Below are 19,136 nucleotides of genomic sequence, written 5' to 3'. Positions count from 1 at the left end.
GTGTACCCTAGCCGCCGGACGCCGGCGGCTCTGCGCGCCGGCCAGGGATTCGGTCAACGAAAAGAGGTCGCTACATGCAGGTCAAGGTCGAACTGGAGCGTCGGGTCTGGCTGCTCGTCACGCTCGCATTGCTGGTGCTGCTGTGCTTCTGGGGCATCGGCGACCTCGCCCTGCTGAGCACCAACGAAGCCCGCCGCGCGGTGACCGTGCGCGAGATGTTCGTCGCCCACGACTGGCTGCTGCCGCGCATGAACGGCGAGCTCTACCTGGCCAAGCCGCCGCTGTTCTACTGGCTGGCGCTGATCCCCACGTACCTGTTCGGGGGCGTCTCTGAACTGACCGTGCGCCTGCCCTCGGCCATCTTCGGCCTGGCCTCCATCGCCGGCGCCTTCTACTGCGGTAACCGCATCGGCGGCCGCGCGCTAGGCCTGTACAGCGCGATCATCCTCGGCGCCAACGCCACCTTCAGCCTGTTCGCCCGCAGCGCCGAGATCGAAAGCTCGCTGACCGGCTTCTGCTTCCTCTCGCTGCTCTGCGCCTGGATCTACCTGTTCGTCGACGGCCGCCGCCGCTGGTCGCTGCTCAGCTACCTGCTGCTGGGCGGCGCACTGCTCAGCAAGGGCCCGGTGGCACTGCTGCTGGTGACCCTGCCGGTGCTGGTGTTCACCCTCATCCGCCGCCCGGAGCGTGGCCGCCAGTACCTGTGCGACGTGCCCGGCTGGCTGATCGCGCTGTTCCTCGGCATCGTCTGGTACGCCGCCGTCACCGCCCACGAAGGCTTCGACGTGTGGAAGGCGATCTTCAAGCAGGACATCGTCGACAAGATCGGCGGCCAGGGCGCAGACCACTGGTACGCCTACCTGCTGTACATCGCCGGCGACTTCGCGCCCTTCTGCCTGCTGCTGTTCTTCCGCCCGCTGCAGCTGTGGCGGCAGATCCGCCAGGACCCGCGCCTGCTGCTGCTCGCCTGCGCCGTGCTGGTGCCGCTGGTGGTGTTCTCGCTGTTCAGCGACAAGCACGCCAAGTACCTGCTGCCGACCTACCCGGCGCTGGCCGTCCTGATCGCCTGGCACTGGACCCAGGTGCTGGAGCCGCTGGCCGGCTGGAAGCGCAAGCTGATGACCTGGTTCCCGCTGGTGCTGCTGGCTGGCTTCGTCGCCTTCTACGGCCTGGCCATGAAGAAGGTCTACGGCTACCGCCTGCACGCCATGCCGCAGATCACCCGCGCCGCCGAGGCTTATCCCCAGCTGCAGATCTACAGCCTGGAGCTGCCGGACATGCGCCTCGTCTACTACGCCGGCCGCCAGGTGAAGATCATCACCCCCGCCGACCTGCTGGGCATCGACGAGGGCCTGCTGTTCATCCGCGGCGACCTGCCGCCGGAGCTGAACATCGACCCGCGTTGCGTCAGCGCGCAGATTCCCAAGTACTTGAGCAAGCACAAGGGCCTGCAAGCGGTACTGCTCGGCAAGTCGTGCACGGCGGGCAGCAACGTCGCCCAGGTCCCGGCCGCGCCCGCCTCCTGATCGCTGCTCACACAAGCCAAAACGCCGTTTCCTCCGCGAGGGGGAAACGGCGTTTTTCATTGGGGCGGCTCTTGTAGGGCGAATAACCCCGAAGGGGTTATCCGCCGTTTTGTGCCGGGTGGCGGCGCATAACCGCGAACGCGGTTATGCGCCCTACGGACGACCTGAACCTGTAGGAGCGGCCCATGGCCGCGATTCGCGCGCATGGCGCGCTCCTACAGGCAGACATCGGCGCGGGGATCTTCGCGGATGAGATCCGCTTGTATGGCGTTAGGGTAGGAACCTGTCGGGGTGTGGAGGGACAAGATCCGCTTCTGCAAGCCAGACGGTAGGAGACTTCCCCCACCCACCCGCTCACGACAAGCGCCGATAAGGAATCCATCGGATTGAGTAGCCGCTCAAACCGACAATACCGGCAAGCCTGCGCCAATGTGAGCTCCCGACAGGTTGGACCATCTTCACTGTCGGAGAACCCCATGACAAGCCAAGTTCCGGTTATCGGTATCGATGTCGCCAAGGAGTCGCTGAGCCTCTGCGATACACGCTCGGGCGAGGTATTCGAACTGGCCAATGACGTCCGCACTATCAAGGCCTGGCTGAAAACCCTCCCTCCCTGCTGCGCCATCGCGATCGAAGCGACCAGCACCTATCACATGGATGTTGCGACCCTGGCGCATGCGCGGGGACATCGGATCTACGTCATCAATGGCTTTCGCCTGAGCAACTACCGCAAGGGGATTGGTGGGCGAAACAAGGATGATCGCAGCGATGCCCTGCTGCTGGCCCGTTACCTGACCCACGAACAAGCGCAACTGGAGCCTTGGCAGCCGCCGAGCAAGGCCTACTGCCGCCTGCAGACACTGCTGCATCGGCGTGCTGCACTGGTCCGTAGCGCCATCTCGTTGCGCCAGAGCTTTTCCCAGGATCGCTCCTTGGCCAAGGCGCTAAAGCCTGTTCTCAAGCAAATGGCCACACTGGAGTCACGCCTGGAGAAAGAGATTCAACAGGCGCTGCGAGAGGCTGGCCTAATGGAGCAAAGCAAGCGCTGCCAGGCCATCGAAGGGATCGGACCGCTGACGGCAGCGGCCCTGAACCTGGCATTTCTGCGGGGACGTTTTCGCAATAGCGATGCCTTCATCGCCTTTATCGGATTGGATGTGCGGCTCAAGGAGTCCGGCCGCTATAGCGGCCGACGAAAGCTGACCAAGCAAGGGGACCCTGAAATCCGTCGGCTGCTCCACAACGCGGCCATGGCGGCAGCGCGCACGCAGCGCTGGCAGGCCCTTTACCAAAGCTACCTGGCGCGCGGCCTGAAGAAGATCGAGGCCCTGACTATCCTCGCCCGCAAATTGGCCCGAATTGCCTTTGCCCTGATGCAATCCCAGACCAGCTACCAGCCTCCAAAGCAGGAGCCGTCATTGACATAGAATCTCCTACAGGATGATGCCCAACAGCCCCCTCTCCCGCTTGCGGGAGAGGGTTGGGGAGAGGGTTCTTTTCGTCTCAAGCGTGAATGTCGTTATGCCGCGTCTCACGCAGGAACAGCAGCGCGCAGACCAGGCTGAAGGCGGTGACCAGCACCGGGTACCAGAGGCCGTAGAAGATGTCGCCGGTGTACACCACCAGGGCGAACGACAGGGTCGGCAGCAGCCCGCCGAACCAGCCGTTGCCGATGTGGTACGGCAGCGACAGCGAGGTGTAGCGGATGCGCGTCGGGAACAGCTCGACCATCAGCGCCGCCAGCGGGCCGTAGCAGCAGGTGGCGATGAAGATCAGCGCGACGATGATGGCGACCACCATCGGCCGGTTCACCAGCGCCGGGTCGGCCTGGGTCGGGTAGCCGGCCTCCTTCACAGCCGCGCCGAGTGCGGCGGCGTCGAAGCCCTCGATACGCTTCTCGCCCACGCTCACCACCAGCGCGCTGCCGGCCGGCGCGGCCTGGGTGCTGTAGGGCACGCCGCCTTTCACCAGCAGGGTCTTGGCCTTGTCGCAGGGGCTGTCGAATTTGGCCTTGCCCACCGGATCGAACTGGAAGGTGCAGGTCGCCGGGTCCGCCATCACCACCACCGGCGCCTGTCGGGTGGCCGCATCGATCTGCGGGTTGGCGTAGTGGGTCAGGGCCTTGAACAGCGGGAAGTAGAACAGCGTGGCCAGCAGCAGCCCGGTGACCAGCACCGGCTTGCGGCCGACCTTGTCGGATATCCAGCCGGCGAACACGAACATCGGCGCGCCAATCACCAGCGAGATGATCAGCAGCACGTTGGACAGCGCCGGGTCGACCTTGAGCACCTGGGTGAGGAAGAACATCACGTAGAACTGCGCGGCGTAGAAGGTCACCGCCTGCCCGGCGTTGATGCTGAACAGCGCGGTCAGCACGATCTTCAGGTTGCTCCAGTTGGTGAACGACTCGGTCAGCGGCGCCTTGCTCACCTTGCCCTCGGCTTTCATCTTCAGGAACGCCGGCGACTCCTGCATCGACAGGCGAATCCAGGTGGAGATCGCCAGCAGCACGATCGACAGCAGGAACGGCACGCGCCAGCCCCAGGTCTCGAATTCGGGCCCGGTGAACTGCCGGCAGGCCCAGATCACCAGCAGCGACAGCAGCAGGCCGCCGGTGGCGGTGCATTGAATCCACGCGGTGTAGGCGCCGCGCTTGCCGGCCGGGGCGTGCTCGGCGACATAGATCGCCGCGCCGCCGTACTCCCCGCCCAGCGCCAGGCCCTGCAGCAGACGCAGAACGATGAGCACGATGGGCGCGGCCACGCCGATGGTGGCGTAGGACGGCAGCAGGCCGACGCCGAAGGTCGACAGGCCCATCAGCAATATGGTCACGAGGAAGGTGTACTTGCGCCCGATCATGTCGCCCAGGCGGCCGAACACCAGCGCACCGAAGGGCCGCACCAGGAAGCCGGCGGCGAAGGCCAGCAGGGCGAAGATGAACGCGGTGGTGTCGTTGACCCCGGCGAAGAACTGCTTGCTGATGACCGCCGCCAGCGATCCGTAGAGGAAGAAGTCGTACCACTCGAAGACGGTGCCCAGCGACGAGGCGAAGATCACCTTGCGCTCGTCGCGACTGCTGGATTTCCCCCGCTCGAACGACTGGGGCTGTGCGAAATCGGTCATTGCGGCTCTCCTGCCCCTGTGGGGGCTGTTCTTGTTGTTGTCTCAGCCTCGACCGCCACGGCCCGTGGGCCGCGCGACGCTGGTTTTCCGTGCAACCGTCCCGGCGGGATCGCCGTCAGGACGGGACCTTCACCTCCCGACCAGCGATGGGAATGACCTCGGCGCGGCGCGCCGCATCGGCCAGGATCATCCGCGCGGCCTTCTCGGCGATCACCAGCACCGGCGAGCAGCTGTTGCCGGACGTGAGCGTGGGCATGATCGACGCGTCGGCGATGCGCAGGCCGGGGATGCCTTGCACGCGCAGCTGGCTGTCGACCACCGCGCTCGCGCCCTGCCCCATCCGGCAAGTACCGGCCGGGTGGAAGATGGTGGTGCCGATGTCCGCCGCCGCGCGGTGCAGGTCCTCTTCGGTCGCGAATGCGGGGCCGGGCTTGAACTCCTCCGGCCGGTAGCGCGCCAGGGCGGGCGCGGCGGCGATGCGGCGGGTCAGGCGGATGGCGTCGGCGGCGACCTTCAGGTCCTGTGGATGACTCAGGTAGTTCGGCTGGATCAGCGGCTTGTCGCGCGCATCGGCGCTGCGAATCTGCACGCTGCCCCGGCTCAGCGGGCGCAGGTCGCAGACCGATGCGGTGAATGCCGGGAAGGCGTGCAGCGGCTCGCCGAAGCGCTCCAGCGACAGCGGCTGCACGTGGTATTCGAGGTTCGCCGAAGCCTGCGACGGGTCGGACTTGGCGAAGGCGCCCAACTGGCTAGGCGCCATGGACAGCGGGCCGCTGCGCTTGAACAGGTACTCCAGGCCCATGCCGACCTTGCCCCAGGGCGTGGCGGCGATGCGGTTCAGCGTGCGCGCGCCTTCGATGCGGTAGATCAGGCGCAATTGCAGGTGGTCTTGCAGGTTCTCGCCGACGCCGGCCAGCTCGTGGCGCACACCGATGCCGAGCTTCTCCAGCAGCCCGCGCGGGCCGATGCCGGAGCGCTGCAGCAAGGTCGGCGAGCCGATGGCGCCGGCACAGAGGATCACCTCGCGGCGAGCGCGCAGTTCACGCCGCGCGCCTTGCCAATCCACTTCCAAACCACAGGCGCGGCCGTTTTCGAGGATCAGCCGCTGCGCTTCCACATTCGTCAGCACCATCAGGTTCGGGCGATCCATGATCGACCGCAGGAAGGCCTTGGACGCATTCCAGCGCACGCCGGCGCGCTGGTTGACCTGGAAGTATCCACAGCCTTCGTTGTCGCCGCCGTTGAAGTCGTCCACCGAAGCGATGCCGGTCTGCGCCGCCGCGTCGCGGAAGGCGTCGAGGATTTCCCAGGAAAGCCGCTGCTGCTCCACCCGCCACTCGCCGCCGCCGTGGTGCAGCGAGCTGTCGCCGGCGAAGTGATCCTCCATGCCGAGGAACAGCGGCAGCAGGTCGTTCCAGCCCCAGCCGGCGTTGCCCTCGGCCACCCAGCCGTCGTAGTCGCGGGCCTGGCCGCGCATGTAGATCATCCCGTTGATCGACGAACAGCCGCCCAGCACGCGACCGCGCGGGTACTTGATGGCGCGGCCGTTGAGGCCGGGGACGGACTCGGTGTCGAAGCACCAGTCGGTGCGCGGGTTGCCGATGCAGTAGAGGTAGCCGACCGGGATGTGGATCCACGGGTAGTTGTCCGGCCCGCCGGCTTCGATGAGCAGCACGCGGTTGGCCGGGTCGGCGGAGAGGCGGTTGGCCAGCAGGCAACCGGCGGGGCCGGCACCGACGATCAGGTAGTCGAACGATTCCAGTGCCTGGGGCATGGCGATCTCTTGTTGTTGTTCTGCGCCGCTTGAGGCTAGTCGCTCATTCGCGATAAAAAAACGAACATTTCGGGGCAGCTGCTGCTCGTTTTCGCACAACGGGATCAGACATGTTCGATTGGAACGACCTGCGCTATCTGCTTGAGCTGCACCGCAGCGGCCGCCTGCTGACCGCCGCCAAGCGCCTCAACACCACCCACGCCACCGTGGCCCGGCACATCGAGGCCATCGAGCGCGACCTCGGCACCCAGCTGTTCGCCCAGCACACCGGCGGCTACCAGCTCACCCCGGCGGGCCTGGCCCTGCTCAAGCACGCCGAAGCGATGGAAAACACCGCCCTCCTCGCCCAGGAGGAAATGAGCCAGAGCATCAGCCCGCTCGGCCAGGTCCGCCTGGGCGTGACCGAAGGGCTGGGCACCATGTTCCTCGCCCCCCGCCTGGGCGAGCTGATGCGCCAATACCCGGGCCTTGAGCTGGAACTGGTCTCGGTGCCGCGCTTCGTCAGCATCACCAACCGCGAAGCGGACATCGCGATAACCCTGGAAAAACCCAACGCCGACCAACTGATCAGCCGCCGCCTGACCCGCTACCGCCTGAGCCTGTTCGCCAGCCCCGGCTACCTGGAAAAAGCCCCGCCGCTGCGCAACCGCGAAGACCTCAACCGGCACCAATGGATCGGCTACGTGGACGACCTGCTGTTCAGCCAGGAACTGATGTTCCACCACAGCTTCTGCCGCCACCCGCAAGTGGTGTTCCGCAGCACCAGCGTCGTAGCCCAGCAACAAGCAGCCCAGGCCGGCGTGGGCATAGCGATCCTCCCCCAATACATGGGCCTGCACGACCCGAAGCTGGTGCCGGTGCTGCCGGAGGAATTCATCGAGCGGGAGTATTGGATGTGTACGCGGCGCGAACTCCATCGCTCGGTAAGGTTGCGGTTGGTTTGGGACTTTTTGGTGGGGTTGTGTGAGCGGGAGCGGGGGGTTTTGGTGGGTGGAAGAGCCACTGCGGACCTGTAGGAGTGAACTCATCCACCGCTGCATCGAATTAGATGTTTCGCCGCTTTTGATCTACTAATGGCTCTGGGCAAAATGGCATCCGAATGACGGAGACCGGCAATCCACGAACCCGTCAGAACGATAAAACCTGGGACCAAAGCGAGCGGTTGATAGAGATGGCCGACGCATTGGCTGACATATGGAGCATGTCACGATGAATAAACCGCACCCGTTAACGCAGGTGATACGGTGCAGGCACCTAGTTTGGGGAGCTGCAATCTCCGTAGCACTGCTCTCTCCCACGGTTTGGAGCAATGAGCTGGATCCTGCACATTTGGAAGAGGCCGGCCGAATCAACTTATGCTCGAAGAGCTTCTGTGAAAGATTCGAACCGCTTTCCACGAAGACTCTACGAATCGATCAGGCATCAGACGTTGGCATCGAGGTTCACACCACAAGAGTTCTTCCATTCCATGTTGGAAGCTATCTCAACCCTGGTGGTTTCACCTGTCACTTCGTTGTTCTGTTCTCATCCACACATGGGCTATACACCCCAAACAACAAAGACATCTGGCAAAGCTTCAATCCACGAAAGAAATCCGAATTTCTGAGTTCAGCCAAAGGAGAAGACAGAAGCTATCTGGCGGGACAAGGAATCAAAAGCAATTACATTCACTCATACCTGAAGATAAGCGGATACAGAAAGGGAAAGTCGTTCAGCAAAATAGATTCCATGTCCGCCCGGAGCCTGGCTCGCGAGGCAATTCCCGGAATATCCATGGCTGAAATTGAAACTCCTTGCTCTCCTGGCGACATAGTTGCGGGCGACAAGGTCTCCCTATACATCCCGAAGCCAGGTGCCTACCCCAAGGGGCCTGACAAAAGCAGGGGAGACTTGTATTCAGGCTCGTTCACAGAATTCAGCCTGCCTGAAGCGTACTCCCAAAAATTTCATCGCCTATTCGAAACTAATGACTCGACTCCCAATAAAGCGACTCTCAATCCAACCAAATAGTTGGTCCGCTTTTTTGCATAAAGTGGTCGAGAGTGGCTTGAACAATGCGATCACCCCGCAACACGTGGACTCACTGAAGCCAGCACAGTCCATTGGTTGACCCATAGGTCCTAACCGACCAGAATCGCACCCCGGTGCTGAACACACCCTCACGGCGGAACACATGCCCGTCAGCATGGAGCGTATCTACAAGGACGCACATCCATGTCCATTTCCACTTTCACCACGCCTGCTCAAACCCTTCTCGTCCCCACCCACTTCTACCGCCACAAACGCCGCCTGCGCGCCCTGTTGATCGAGGGCGAGGCCTGGTTCGTCGTGCGTGATCTCGGCAAGTTGATGAATGCCTGGCTGGAGGAGCGCGCCGCGCGCAACCTCGATGCGGACCAGGTGTGCCGCGCCGTGATTCGCGATGACAACGGCCTGGCCGACGAGGTCGAGCTGATGAGCGAGTCGGGCATGTACGCCACGCTGATCCACTTCCACCATCCGGAGAACCGCTGCATTCGCCAGTGGATAAGTCATTCGGTGCTGCCGAGCCTGCGCGATGCGGCGCAAGCGACGCCAAGCGAAGTGCCGCGCCGGCGCCTGCTGCGCTGGGAACAGCAGCAGCTGAGCGTGCTCGACTGGCAGGGACAGATGTGGGTGCCGGTGGGCGACTTGCCGCAGGTGATGCGGATCGGGTCGTAGCCCCGAGCTCTACTGGGTTATTCCCCTTCGGGCCAGCGCAAGCGCTGTTCGCGATGGGACCGCGTCCCGCGCTCGCGGGAATAACGACTGAGACTTCGGCGCGTTATCCAGGTACGTACGGCGTATAACCGCGAACGGTTATGCGCCCTACCCGGCAGGCCCCATGCGGCATGCGGCGTTGTTCCAGTTTCAATGGTTGAGCACCCGATCACACAGGTTCGCCTATGCACCACCATTGAACCGCCGCCTCATCGTCGATCTGCGTTACGTCATGCCCGTGCTCGATGAATGGCTCGGGCACGTCCAAAGCCAGTCTTTCGCTCAGGCGTTGCGGTGCCAAGTTGTTCTCGTGCCCCATGAAGCCCATGTAGTAATCGCGGTCATAGAACACGGTCACTTCACTCTCGAACAACCAAGGCCACGTCAGCAGGCAAGCGACGCGGTAATAGCCTTGGGTACGCTCTGCGGCTCGTGACAAGTGGGCTGCCGCTTCGAGCAATTGTTGAACACAGAAGGCTTGCCACTCGATGCGCGCCTGCGCACCTTCGACCAAGGCGGCATGCACTGGAATTTTCCAATGGATGAAGCGCTCCGTTTCCTCGGGCTGGGGGTAATACAGGCCTCGGAAGCTCGAGGCCCATTGCTCCAGCGCGCGCAGGCGGCGGGGAATGCCTCTGAGTTTTTTATTGCTGAGAGCCAGTCTTCGCAACGAGATGTCCTCCGTCAGCGTTGGTCATTCTTGCCTGAACCCTGGAATGCCATGGGTGCGACACCATTCGCCGATTGCTTTGGCAATACCCTCCGCAGAGCTGTCCGCTCCGCTTTCCGGGTAATAAATCAAATCAGAACCAGCGAGATGTGGACATATATTATTGAAATGCATGAACAGGGCATCCGCCTCATCATCCGTACCTGACACATCAGCCAGAAACAAGGAATTTATAAATTCCACGAATTCCTTCTCCGTATACTCATGAATACCAACCTTTGAACATTCCCCCACCATAAGAGCCCACCCACCTACAAATTGCACGTCAACTGAAATGTGTATCGCGGATCAGCAAGCCTTTTACCTATGAGCCGTTCAATCAACGACAGCTTTTGCTCGTTAAGGTCGTAGCCCTCGAAACCAAACTGTTCCTCATTCCATCCCATTATTTCCGTCAACTCCTTTTCAAATGAGGCCGGAACCTCAACTTCAAAAACCAAAAACTCTGTCTCCGCATCAAAAGCCTCGAGAAAATACCTCATAGAAATCCTCACTTAATCGAGGCCTTCGAATAGAAATAACTGCACGCCTACCCGTTGAAATAAACGCTTTGCTTTCCGCCACTCGCTTATCCGCGTTTAAATCCGGGAACCCCATTGTCGGACCGCCACTTCTTCACTGCTCGCAAAACCCCCTCCGGAGAGTCCCCAAACTCAGGTTCTGGATAGAACAGGAGATCGCTACCGGCCGGATGCTCAACAAGCATGACGAAATGGCGAACCAACTTATCAATATAATCTTCGAATTCGTCTCCCTCTAGTTCGCTTCCACCTTCAAAAAATTCGCGAATCAAACCCAAGAATTCGCTCTCGGTAAACTCTTCAAGACGATTCTTTTCAAAACTATTCATATCACTCCCCTTCACCCGAAGCATGTATGAAGATGTGATTCCTCGGGGTGCTTACCCTCAAGTTCTCAACATCATAGACCTCACCACCATCCACAACTCTTCTTACGTGGTGCAATTCAAACTTTTGCCTGCGTCCAACTGCTTCCGAACCCATAACAAATGGAGCATTACCAGAACGAATCAGCCTTTGATTAATCAACGCAAGCTGACCATTCAACTCTTGAACCTCACTGACGGCCTTCCAGAAATCCTTTCTGAAATCATCAAAGCGCCTATAGCTCTTCCCTCTCAGCTTATTCGCGACTTGCGATGGAATCGGTGCTCCCTGCCCAACTCCCGCATCCGCCAACCAGATACCGCTGATCTCCACGCCCTCCCCCGTTACCACCCCCGGTTCGTCACGCGGAGATACGGCGTAGACGACATACATCGCCCGAATCCCGCTATTGGCGGGGAACGTGAGGATGAAGTCGTCGGTAGTGATGTCCTCGCTGCCCGGATAGATCTCGATCTGCGAATCGGTGTCGGGCGCGATGGGATGAACCAGGATGTTGTCCAGCTGCTTCCCCCGATGTTCCGGGTAGATCAGCGGCGGAATGGGCCCCTCACCCTTGTTGGGTGTCCACAGGATGGTCAGGCCATTCAGGTGGGCCTCCATTACCCAGTCGTTGCCGACCCACTTGGCCTTTACCGTGCGTACGTGGTCGTCGCCATCGGGACCGGTATGGATGCCATAGACCTGCAAGGCACCTTCGGCATCGCGGCGAATCTGAAAGCGCACGCGAGTGCGGGCCCGGTCGAGGATTCGCAGTCGGTCTTCGTTGTAGAAGGTGTCGTCGTTCAGGCGGGCGGGCAGCATGCCGAGGATGAACAGGCTCGCCGGGCTGCTGGCCGCGCCCAGGCCACGCAAGGCCCAGGTGTAGCCCCGCTGGAGGATGCCGCCGCCAGCGATTCGCGCCAGGGCAGTCTCGGCACCTGCATTGATGGCAGTCGTGGCGGAAGCCGGTAGCGCAACAGCGCCGCATAACATGGCGCTGCCGAAATGCTCAGCCGCCTCCACCTCGCTGCCCGCGCACGTTCTGCCCCAATTGCGAATCTCGCAGGACTTGGCGAACACCAGGTCCTCTCGCGGCTTGGGTAGCGGCCAGGAGTCCTCCTTGAGGTAGATCGGTTGTTCTTCGGGTTCCGGGCTTGGCTGTTTGAATCCACCCGAACTGACGAGTGCCGGCTCGTCCTGCAGCAACACCCATTCGCCGCGGCGCACGGCATCGACGATATCGGCGTCGCGGGGAAACTGGCCGTAGTACCCCAGCTGATCCAGCCCCTTCAGGCGGTGTCGCTCATTCCTTAATGCCTGGCCAACAAGCTCCTGGGCGGTATGCGGAGCTACTGCTCCCGAGAAAGGGGCGCGGGGATCGGTTCGATGAAGCAAGCGCATGCGCTCTCCAGACCTCGGCTGAAATGCGGCCGGAGTTTGGAAGCGCGAGCAATTTGCTCATGGACCTGGAGCAACTGCAGGCCTCTTTCGGAAGTTTCAGACAGCGCTGGGCAAGGAGCAGGAGCGAGGCAACGGTGCCGGTGGGCGGCTTGCCGCAGGTGATGCGGATTGGGTCGTAGCCCCTCGGCTATACGCCCTGCTCTACTGGGTTATTCCCCTTCGGGCCAGCGCAAGCGCTGTTCGCAAAAGAGCCACGTCCCGCGTTCGCGGGAATGACGGGGGTTGGGCGACGCGGCTTCATCCCCGTCACCCTCGCGAACGCGGGGGCCCAGCAGATCGCGCTTCGTAAGTACGGGCTTACCGCGCCGGCAGCGCCTCGCTACCGGCCCGGGTGCGATCCACCACGCGGAGGCTGTCGCGGCCGCCGCGTTTGGAGGCGTAGAGCGCCGCGTCGCTTTGTTCGATCAGCGCCGCCAGGCTGGCCGGCGGCTGGTCGAACAGGTGGGCGCCGATGCTCAGCGTCACCGGTTCGGGCGTGGCGAAGCCTTCCGTGGCCGTCTGCTGGAATTGCTCGCGCAGGTTGCTGCCCAGCGCCACTACACGTTCGTTCGCGGCATCGCCGAGCAGGATGACGAACTCGTCGCCGCCCAGCCGGGCCGCCAGCGCGCCTTCGGGCAGGTGCGCGCGGATCATCTCGCTCAGGGCGATGAGCAGGCGGTCGCCGGCGATGTGGCCGTGAAGGTCGTTGACCAGTTTGAAGTTGTCGATGTCGATCAGCAGCAGCGCGCCCGGGCGGGCGCTGGAGACTTCTTCCAGCAGGCGCGGGGCGCGTACTTCGAGGGCGCGGCGGTTGTACAGGGCGGTGAGCGGGTCGCGGGCGGCCAAGCGGGCGATGCGTTTTTCGCGGCGGTAGCGCTCGGTGCCGGTCATCGACAGGGCGATCAGCATGATCGCCATCGCCCCTTCGACCAGGGATATCTGGATGATCGCGCCGCCCAGGGAGGCAAGGTCGATCAGCGTGCCCGGCACAATTGCCGTGAGCACCTTGGCCACATAGAACAGGCCATGGACCAGCAGCACGTAGCGCAGTTGCACCGCGCCCACGCTCAGCGACTTGCCGTGCGGCCTGAGCAGGAAGCTGGCGCGGATGGACAGCAAGGCCACCAGCGAGGAGTTGAGCACGAACACCGCCTTCGACCACGGCGGCTCGCCCGGCAGCAGGAGCAAGGCGCCCCAGGCGACGAAGATCAGGTACCAGGCCTTCGACAGCCGCGCTTCGGTGAAGCGCGCGACGCCCAGCAGGAATAGCCAGTGGGCCACCACCAGCAGGCCGTTGGCGAACCACACGCCGATCAGCAGCAGGCCGCTCATGCGCAGCAGGGCGAGGGTCGAGCCGACGGTGATGGTGGCGAAGCCGGCGCTCCAGAACAGCAGCGAGCGCTCGCGAACCGTGCCCCATTCGACCGCCAGGTACAGCGCGGCGGCCGCGGCGAGGGCGACCGAGATTGTCAGCATCGTGGGCGGATCGAGGGTCATGTTCCGTCGGGACTGCGTTGGCGGAGGGAGGCGTGATTGTATGCGTTCGAGGCGCTTTTTCGCAGGGCCTGCCGAGTTGCGCCGGCAGCGACAGACGCGGCGCCTGCGTATCGGTTTCCTGACACTGTGGACAACTGCGCAGCCCCCGACTCGGACTGGCGCGAACCGGCTCTATGCTTTGCACAGGCCCCGTCCCTCCCCATGGAGTTCGCCATGAAACAGACCGCCGACGCCTTGGCCGCGCCAGCCAGCCCGAAAGCGCAGCGCGACCATCTGCGCTACCAGCGGCGCCACGCACACCTCTCCCCCACCTTCGGCAGCGACCGCTTCGGCCTGCAGGCCGAGGCCTTCGCGCGCTTCTTCGGCACGCCGCTGTTCCTGGGCGCGCAGACGCTGGTGGTGGCGGTCTGGATCACCGCGAACGTGCTGGGCTGGAGCCACTTCGACGCCTATCCGTTCATCCTCCTCAACCTGGCGTTCAGCCTGCAGGCGGCCTATGCCGCGCCGCTCATCCTGCTGGCGCAGACCCGCCAGGCGGCGCGTGACAAGGCACAGGCCGAAGCCGACGCCGAACATCGCGAAGCCCTGGCGAACGCCAGCGAGGAGCGCCAGGCGCTGGCCGAGCAGAACGGCGCGCGCCTGATCGAGTTGCTGCAACAGAACACCGAGCTGACCGAGCTCACCCGGCAGTTGGCCGCACGCATCGAGCAGCTAACGGTGGAGGTGCATGGGCGGGTGGTACCGCGGCGCTCCGAGGACGGGGCGAGTGAAGCGGAACGCCCGTAGGATCGGGCTTGCTCGCGAACAGCCGCCGGTGCCGGACGGTTCGCGAGTCGAGTACGCATGTTGCATCAGCCTCCGGGACGGCCGACGAGTAGCGACGGCCAGGGCCAGAGCGCCCTGGGCGAGCCGCTGCTCCCGCCCTTGTGGCACACAAGCACTCGTTCGGCTGGGACACCGGCCTGCACCGGATGAGCATCGCGGCAGCCTTCATCACGGCCAACATGCCGCCGGGCACGCCCGACTCGTCGAGCGCCCAGGAGGCCTGGGGCGTTGCGGCGTTCATATGGACAGCCGCGAGCGACCACAGGCCCCGCGACGGGTCGGTGTCTCGATCAAGAAGATCCGGGGTACGCATCACGCCAGGCGGGCGGTGGCGCGGGCGCCTGTCCTCGCGACATCACCGTCGATGCGGCTGTCGTATGACCTTGCCCTAGGCGCGGCGAGCCTTTGCCAGGCGAATGATCGCCAGCGCGATGAGCGCGCCAAGTATCGCCAGTCCCGCGTCCTTCTGAGCGTCCCATGGGTCACCCTGGGTTCCCAGGTAGGCCGCGCCCAACTCGGGCGCAACGATCATCGCCGTCAGCATCTCGATCTGCTCGTAGAGACTGCTCAGCGCCATGACCCAGGTCAGCGCGCACAGTTCCAGCCAACCGCCACTGGGCCGGGCGAGCCGTTCCAGCAATTCGCGCAATGGGTAGACCAGCAACAGGCCGAAGGCGAAATGGACGATACGGTCGAAGTGGTTGCGGCTCGCCCCGGTGACTTCCTGCAGCCAGTAGCCGAAAGGCGTTTCCGAATAGGTGTAGTGCGAGCCGTACAGGTGAAGGGTCAGGAATACCGCGAACAGCCAATAGGATGGGGTAGAGAAGCGGAAGCGCGGATAGGTACCCAGCAGCACGGCTGCGATGGCGAACACCAGCAGGTTCTCCAGCAGCCAGTCTTGCCGGCTCAAGGGCGCGATGGCGGCCCAGGTCCAGACCATCAGAAGGAGAATGCAGATCGGCAGGTGACGGCGGCTGTCGCTCTTTTGCAGCATGGGCAGCGGCGCTCCTCGAACGCGCGGAAGGTGTCGAAGCCCCCATTCACGGGCTGGGTTGAACACAGCGAACCCCATCACGGCCTGCGGCTCGAAGCCTGGTGCTGCATGGGGTCCGCAGGTTCAATCCATTCTAGGCTGACGCCCCGGCGGAGCGCCGATCACTCGGCGCGGGCGTGCTGGACGGTCTCCGAGGCCGACCAGATGCGGTAACGCACTTCGACGTCCTTGGGCGCGTAGATCACGATCGGCAGCTTGCTGTTGTAGCGCAACAGGAAACCATCGCCGATCACCGGCACGAAAGCGCTCTGCTTCTTGCCGTCCGGGCAGGCCATCATCGTGCTCGCCGGGCCGCTCACCTTCTCCAGGCGGTAGTAGGGGTAGCCCCAGCCCTCCAGGGTCTTCTCGTCCAGGCTGCCGCCCAGGCGCTGGCGGTTGCAGTCGACGGTCAGGGTCTTGCCGGCCAGCACTTCGACCTTGAAGTTCTCTTCATGGGTTTTCTGCGGCAGGTGGATGACCTGGCGCGTGAAACCGTCCTCGGCCTTCGGGTAAGGCGCCACGTCTTCAAGCTTGGCGGCGTTGGCCAGGGTGCTGGCGCCCGCGAGCAACAGGGCGGTGGTGAGGGTGATACGGCTGAAGGGCATAAAGCCTCCTTGCAGGTTGAACGGCGGACGCACCCGCGCAGGAGGCGTCCGTGCAGCGTAGTGGAACGGTGCAATTCACGGAGCGCTACTGCTAGCGGCAGGTGGCATGCAGCGGATGGGACCGCAAAGACCCTACTTTCGTTCCGCCTTTAGCCGCTGGGCTGCTCCGGATTCTCCAATGCCGCGCCTTGGCTCGAAAGGAGAAATAGGCTCGCCTGCTGCGCGCAGGTTCGCGAGCAAGCTCGCTCCTGCAGGGGCTGGCTATTCGGGGCCGGCGAGCGGTCCGGCGTCGCCCGCCTGCATGTCGGCGCCGGCGGTTTCGCGCCAGATACCTTCGACGAAGCCCTTGTGCTGCCGGTAGAAGGGCGGGCTGACCGCCAGGTAGACGTCGCGCTCCAGCACCACTTGCGGAAGGATCTGCACGCGCTCGCTGGCGCCTGCTGCTTCGAGGGTCCGGCGCAAGCGCGGCTCGACATCCACGACCAGGTTGGTACGCCCGGCGAGCAGCATGCGCACCATGTCCACCGAGGTTCGCGTACTGGCAGCGGCGACGCCGGCATGGGTGAACTGCTCGCTCAGCGCCTGCATCCCCTGCAGGTAGATCACGGGGCCCTGCACACCGCTGAACTGCTGGCCATCCCAGTTGGCGCCGCTGCCGACCTGGCGCGCCGCCACGGCGCGCACTGCTCCCAGCGCGCGGGACGGGTCGGGTTTGCCGTCGCGCATGGGGAAGACGAAGGCTTGCAGGTTGTGTTCGGCGGGGGCGATGGGGATCAGCGCATCGAACTTGCCGGCGCTCAGCTCCACCTGGCAGCGCAGCCAGGGGCGCACGCGGTAGTCCACCTGCCAGCCGTGACGGCGGGCGGCCGCGCGCAGTGCCTGCTGCACCTGGCTTTCGGAATGGGCGTAGCTGAAGGGAGGGACATCCTGGTCGGCGATGCAGACGCGCAGGACCGGGCTCGGCGCATTGTTCGCCGATACGGCGGGCGGGAAAACGAATAGCAAACCGGCCAGCAGAAGCAGGTTCTGCTGCCATGTAGAACGCGCGGAAATCAGAGTGAAACCCTTGTACAACTTGAGGGACAACCTCGCCGGAAACGGGAGCTTCGAGCGAGTACGACAGTTCTAAATCGCTGAAATAGTGAACAGCCGCCAGCGTTTGGTTTTTTCATTGGACGACAACGGCTTTTCATTTCATGACAGCGCGCATGCCACTCGGCGGAAGCCCGCACGCGGCCACACATCGGCCGGCGGAGATGGCAACGGCGGCAGTGGCTAAGGTTTCCCGAGTCCACGCGCGCGCAGGGGAACACCATGGAATTGACCGCCGACCTCGTCGCCCTGGTCGAACGCACGGAGCCCGACCCCGGGCCCGAGCCGGGCACCAGCGAGCACTCCGATGCGGAGTTCGAGCAGATGGCGACGGCCGTGCTGGCCGAACACAGTCCGGAGCAGTTGTGGGTGTTCGCCTATGGCTCGCTGATCTGGAACCCGGAGTTCTCGATAGCCGAACAGCGCCGCGCCGTGGCCAAGGGTTGGCATCGTTCCTTCTGCCTGAAGCTGACGCGCTGGCGCGGCACCCGCGAGCTGCCGGCGCTGATGCTGGCGCTCGACCGCGGCGGCACCTGCGTGGGCCTCGCTTTCCGCCTGCCGTCGGGCGATCACCACGGGCAGATCGTGCAGTTGCTCAAGCGCGAGATCGACGCCAACCCACCCACCAACGTCCCGCGCTGGCTCAACGTCGAGACGGCGGAAGGCAAGCTGAAGGCCCTCGCCTTCGTGGCGCTTCCGCAGGGCAACGCCTACGCCGGCCGCCTGCCGCTGCCAGAGGTGGCCAACGTGCTCTCCCGCGCGGCGGGGCACTGGGGTTCGGCGGCAATGTACGCGTTCAACACCATCGGCAAGCTGGAGGAATGCGGCATCCGCGACCGCAACCTCTGGCAGATCCAGAAGCTGATGGCGGTGGAGCTGCGCAAACTGCATGCGATCGGGTGACACCGGCGGGAGCGCCGCCATGCGCGCGAATCGCGGGCAAGGTCCGCTCCTGCAGGGCCGGCGCATCCTGGCCGTCGCTGCGCTTTCGTCAGGTGGTGCCGTTGGGCGCAATGGCATCGGTTTTTCCTCTTGCGCCAGCACGCGCAGGCAAAGCGCATTCCTGCTTGTTGATGCCGATCAAGAACGCAGGGTTGGCCGTCGGTAGTATCGAAAGTGCACGGAACGGACTGGATGCCTGCAGGTGCAGGGCGGTGGTTCCCCGCACTGCCGTCCTCGTGTGCCCCGGTTCATCCGGGGTGCACTGCTTGTCGCAGCACAGCCCTTCTTTCGTCGCGCAGAGCCCCATGCATCGCGTACCCGTGGATCCGGTGCGCACTCCCGCCAGGCCAGCGGATGGCATTCGCCACAGGGTCCGGAGGCCTCCCATGAAAGCCACCTGTCTTGCTCTCGCAGTGCTGTTAAGCGCGCCCTTCTGCCTTGCGGCCACGCCGGATGGGGCCACCCTCTACCGCGACAACTGCAGCCAGTGCCATGGGGCGGGCGGCATGGGCGGCAGCATCCAACTGGGCATTGCAAAGCGCGGCGCGGGCGGTCTGATGAATGGCCCGGACACCCCGTCGGCAACGGGCCCGGGCAAGATGCCGATCCAGGGACCGAAACTGGTCGGCAAGGCCTCCGACTGGACGACAGAACTCTTCGAGCGTGCCGTGCTGAAGGGCGTCGACGACAACGGCAACCCGCTGAGCGGGGAGATGCCGCACTGGGGCACGTCGGGATTCAGCCAGGACCACGGCAAGTTGCCGACCAAGTCGGAAGTCGAGGCGATCCAGAAGTACCTGCAGGTACTGAACTAGCGCACGCGGCAAACTCGTAGCCACCCTGTAGGAGCGGCTGTTATCCGCGAAATCACCCGCGCAGAGGGCCATGCCTGCGGTGCGCAGAGCCCTTCAGCATGGGATTCG

Annotated in this window: 19 protein-coding genes; 8 read left to right on the top strand and 11 right to left on the bottom strand. The window is 63.7% G+C overall.

Annotated elements, in window-relative coordinates; all coding sequences use genetic code 11:
• Window positions 1–74: 74 nt before the first annotated feature.
• Together PKB_RS05660 and PKB_RS05655 are read left to right on the top strand one after the other, a co-directional pair.
• Complete coding sequence (locus PKB_RS05660) at window positions 75–1,526, top strand: ArnT family glycosyltransferase (RefSeq protein WP_052355190.1); 1,452 nt, start codon at window positions 75–77, stop codon at window positions 1,524–1,526.
• A gap of 476 nt (window positions 1,527–2,002) precedes the next feature.
• Window positions 2,003–2,953: an IS110 family transposase gene (locus tag PKB_RS05655; RefSeq protein ID WP_043248478.1), complete on the top strand. Its 951-nt coding sequence runs from the start codon at window positions 2,003–2,005 to the stop codon at window positions 2,951–2,953.
• A 76-nt stretch (window positions 2,954–3,029) separates the two neighbouring features.
• Here the strand turns inward: PKB_RS05655 and PKB_RS05650 are convergent, their stop codons facing one another.
• Both PKB_RS05650 and PKB_RS05645 read right to left on the bottom strand, forming a co-directional pair.
• Window positions 3,030–4,649 carry an MFS transporter gene (locus PKB_RS05650; RefSeq protein ID WP_043249758.1) on the bottom strand — a complete coding sequence of 540 codons (1,620 nt, stop codon included), beginning with the start codon at window positions 4,647–4,649 and terminating at the stop codon, window positions 3,030–3,032.
• 115 nt (window positions 4,650–4,764) lie between these two features.
• Window positions 4,765–6,423 carry a GMC family oxidoreductase gene (locus PKB_RS05645; protein WP_043249755.1) on the bottom strand — a complete coding sequence of 553 codons (1,659 nt, stop codon included), beginning with the start codon at window positions 6,421–6,423 and terminating at the stop codon, window positions 4,765–4,767.
• 110 nt (window positions 6,424–6,533) lie between these two features.
• Here PKB_RS05645 and PKB_RS05640 point away from each other — a divergent pair, with 110 nt between their 5' ends.
• The 3 genes from PKB_RS05640 to PKB_RS05635 all read left to right on the top strand — a co-directional run bounded on the left by PKB_RS05640 (window position 6,534) and on the right by PKB_RS05635 (window position 9,123).
• Window positions 6,534–7,439 (top strand): LysR family transcriptional regulator, encoded by a 906-nt coding sequence (locus PKB_RS05640; protein WP_043249752.1) that lies wholly within the window; start codon window positions 6,534–6,536, stop codon window positions 7,437–7,439.
• Between the two features lie 193 nt (window positions 7,440–7,632).
• Complete coding sequence (locus PKB_RS29520; protein ID WP_156957991.1) at window positions 7,633–8,433, top strand: hypothetical protein; 801 nt, start codon at window positions 7,633–7,635, stop codon at window positions 8,431–8,433.
• Between the two features lie 204 nt (window positions 8,434–8,637).
• The gene (locus PKB_RS05635) at window positions 8,638–9,123 is read left to right on the top strand and encodes a BRO-N domain-containing protein (protein WP_052355189.1); all 486 of its coding nucleotides are present in this window, start codon (window positions 8,638–8,640) and stop codon (window positions 9,121–9,123) included.
• A gap of 208 nt (window positions 9,124–9,331) precedes the next feature.
• On the opposite strand, the gene PKB_RS05630 is transcribed toward PKB_RS05635, so the two are convergent.
• From PKB_RS05630 to PKB_RS05610, 6 genes are all read right to left on the bottom strand, one after another.
• Window positions 9,332–9,832 carry a DUF3916 domain-containing protein gene (locus PKB_RS05630; protein WP_043249750.1) on the bottom strand — a complete coding sequence of 167 codons (501 nt, stop codon included), beginning with the start codon at window positions 9,830–9,832 and terminating at the stop codon, window positions 9,332–9,334.
• Between the two features lie 24 nt (window positions 9,833–9,856).
• Window positions 9,857–10,129 (bottom strand): bacteriocin immunity protein, encoded by a 273-nt coding sequence (locus tag PKB_RS28960; protein ID WP_084166576.1) that lies wholly within the window; start codon window positions 10,127–10,129, stop codon window positions 9,857–9,859.
• A gap of 14 nt (window positions 10,130–10,143) precedes the next feature.
• Entirely contained in the window at window positions 10,144–10,374 is a 231-nt protein-coding gene (locus PKB_RS30500; protein ID WP_043249749.1) for a DUF7683 domain-containing protein, read from the bottom strand.
• Between the two features lie 86 nt (window positions 10,375–10,460).
• Window positions 10,461–10,742 (bottom strand): bacteriocin immunity protein, encoded by a 282-nt coding sequence (locus PKB_RS05620; RefSeq protein WP_043256973.1) that lies wholly within the window; start codon window positions 10,740–10,742, stop codon window positions 10,461–10,463.
• Between the two features lies 1 nt (window position 10,743).
• Entirely contained in the window at window positions 10,744–12,180 is a 1,437-nt protein-coding gene (locus PKB_RS05615; protein ID WP_052355188.1) for an S-type pyocin domain-containing protein, read from the bottom strand.
• 357 nt (window positions 12,181–12,537) lie between these two features.
• Complete coding sequence (locus PKB_RS05610) at window positions 12,538–13,716, bottom strand: GGDEF domain-containing protein (RefSeq protein ID WP_043249747.1); 1,179 nt, start codon at window positions 13,714–13,716, stop codon at window positions 12,538–12,540.
• 213 nt (window positions 13,717–13,929) lie between these two features.
• Here PKB_RS05610 and PKB_RS05605 point away from each other — a divergent pair, with 213 nt between their 5' ends.
• Window positions 13,930–14,502, top strand: a complete 573-nt coding sequence (locus tag PKB_RS05605) for a DUF1003 domain-containing protein (protein ID WP_043249745.1) — start codon at window positions 13,930–13,932, stop codon at window positions 14,500–14,502.
• A gap of 427 nt (window positions 14,503–14,929) precedes the next feature.
• Here the strand turns inward: PKB_RS05605 and PKB_RS05600 are convergent, their stop codons facing one another.
• From PKB_RS05600 to PKB_RS05590, 3 genes are all read right to left on the bottom strand, one after another.
• A complete protein-coding gene (locus tag PKB_RS05600) occupies window positions 14,930–15,535 on the bottom strand; it encodes a DUF2238 domain-containing protein (protein WP_043249743.1) in 606 nt (201 codons plus the stop codon).
• A 161-nt stretch (window positions 15,536–15,696) separates the two neighbouring features.
• Complete coding sequence (gene eco, locus PKB_RS05595; protein WP_043249741.1) at window positions 15,697–16,179, bottom strand: serine protease inhibitor ecotin; 483 nt, start codon at window positions 16,177–16,179, stop codon at window positions 15,697–15,699.
• A 261-nt stretch (window positions 16,180–16,440) separates the two neighbouring features.
• On the bottom strand, window positions 16,441–17,265 hold the full coding sequence (locus PKB_RS05590; RefSeq protein ID WP_156957990.1) for a type 2 periplasmic-binding domain-containing protein: 825 nt from the start codon (window positions 17,263–17,265) through the stop codon (window positions 16,441–16,443).
• A 228-nt stretch (window positions 17,266–17,493) separates the two neighbouring features.
• Here PKB_RS05590 and PKB_RS05585 point away from each other — a divergent pair, with 228 nt between their 5' ends.
• Together PKB_RS05585 and PKB_RS05580 are read left to right on the top strand one after the other, a co-directional pair.
• On the top strand, window positions 17,494–18,174 hold the full coding sequence (locus tag PKB_RS05585) for a gamma-glutamylcyclotransferase (RefSeq protein WP_043249737.1): 681 nt from the start codon (window positions 17,494–17,496) through the stop codon (window positions 18,172–18,174).
• 425 nt (window positions 18,175–18,599) lie between these two features.
• Window positions 18,600–19,028, top strand: a complete 429-nt coding sequence (locus PKB_RS05580; RefSeq protein WP_043249735.1) for a c-type cytochrome — start codon at window positions 18,600–18,602, stop codon at window positions 19,026–19,028.
• The last annotated feature ends 108 nt before the right edge of the window (window positions 19,029–19,136 follow it).

The organism is Pseudomonas knackmussii B13 (assembly GCF_000689415.1).
GTDB lineage: Bacteria > Pseudomonadota > Gammaproteobacteria > Pseudomonadales > Pseudomonadaceae > Pseudomonas > Pseudomonas knackmussii.
This window is presented reverse-complemented; position numbering and strand designations above follow the sequence as displayed.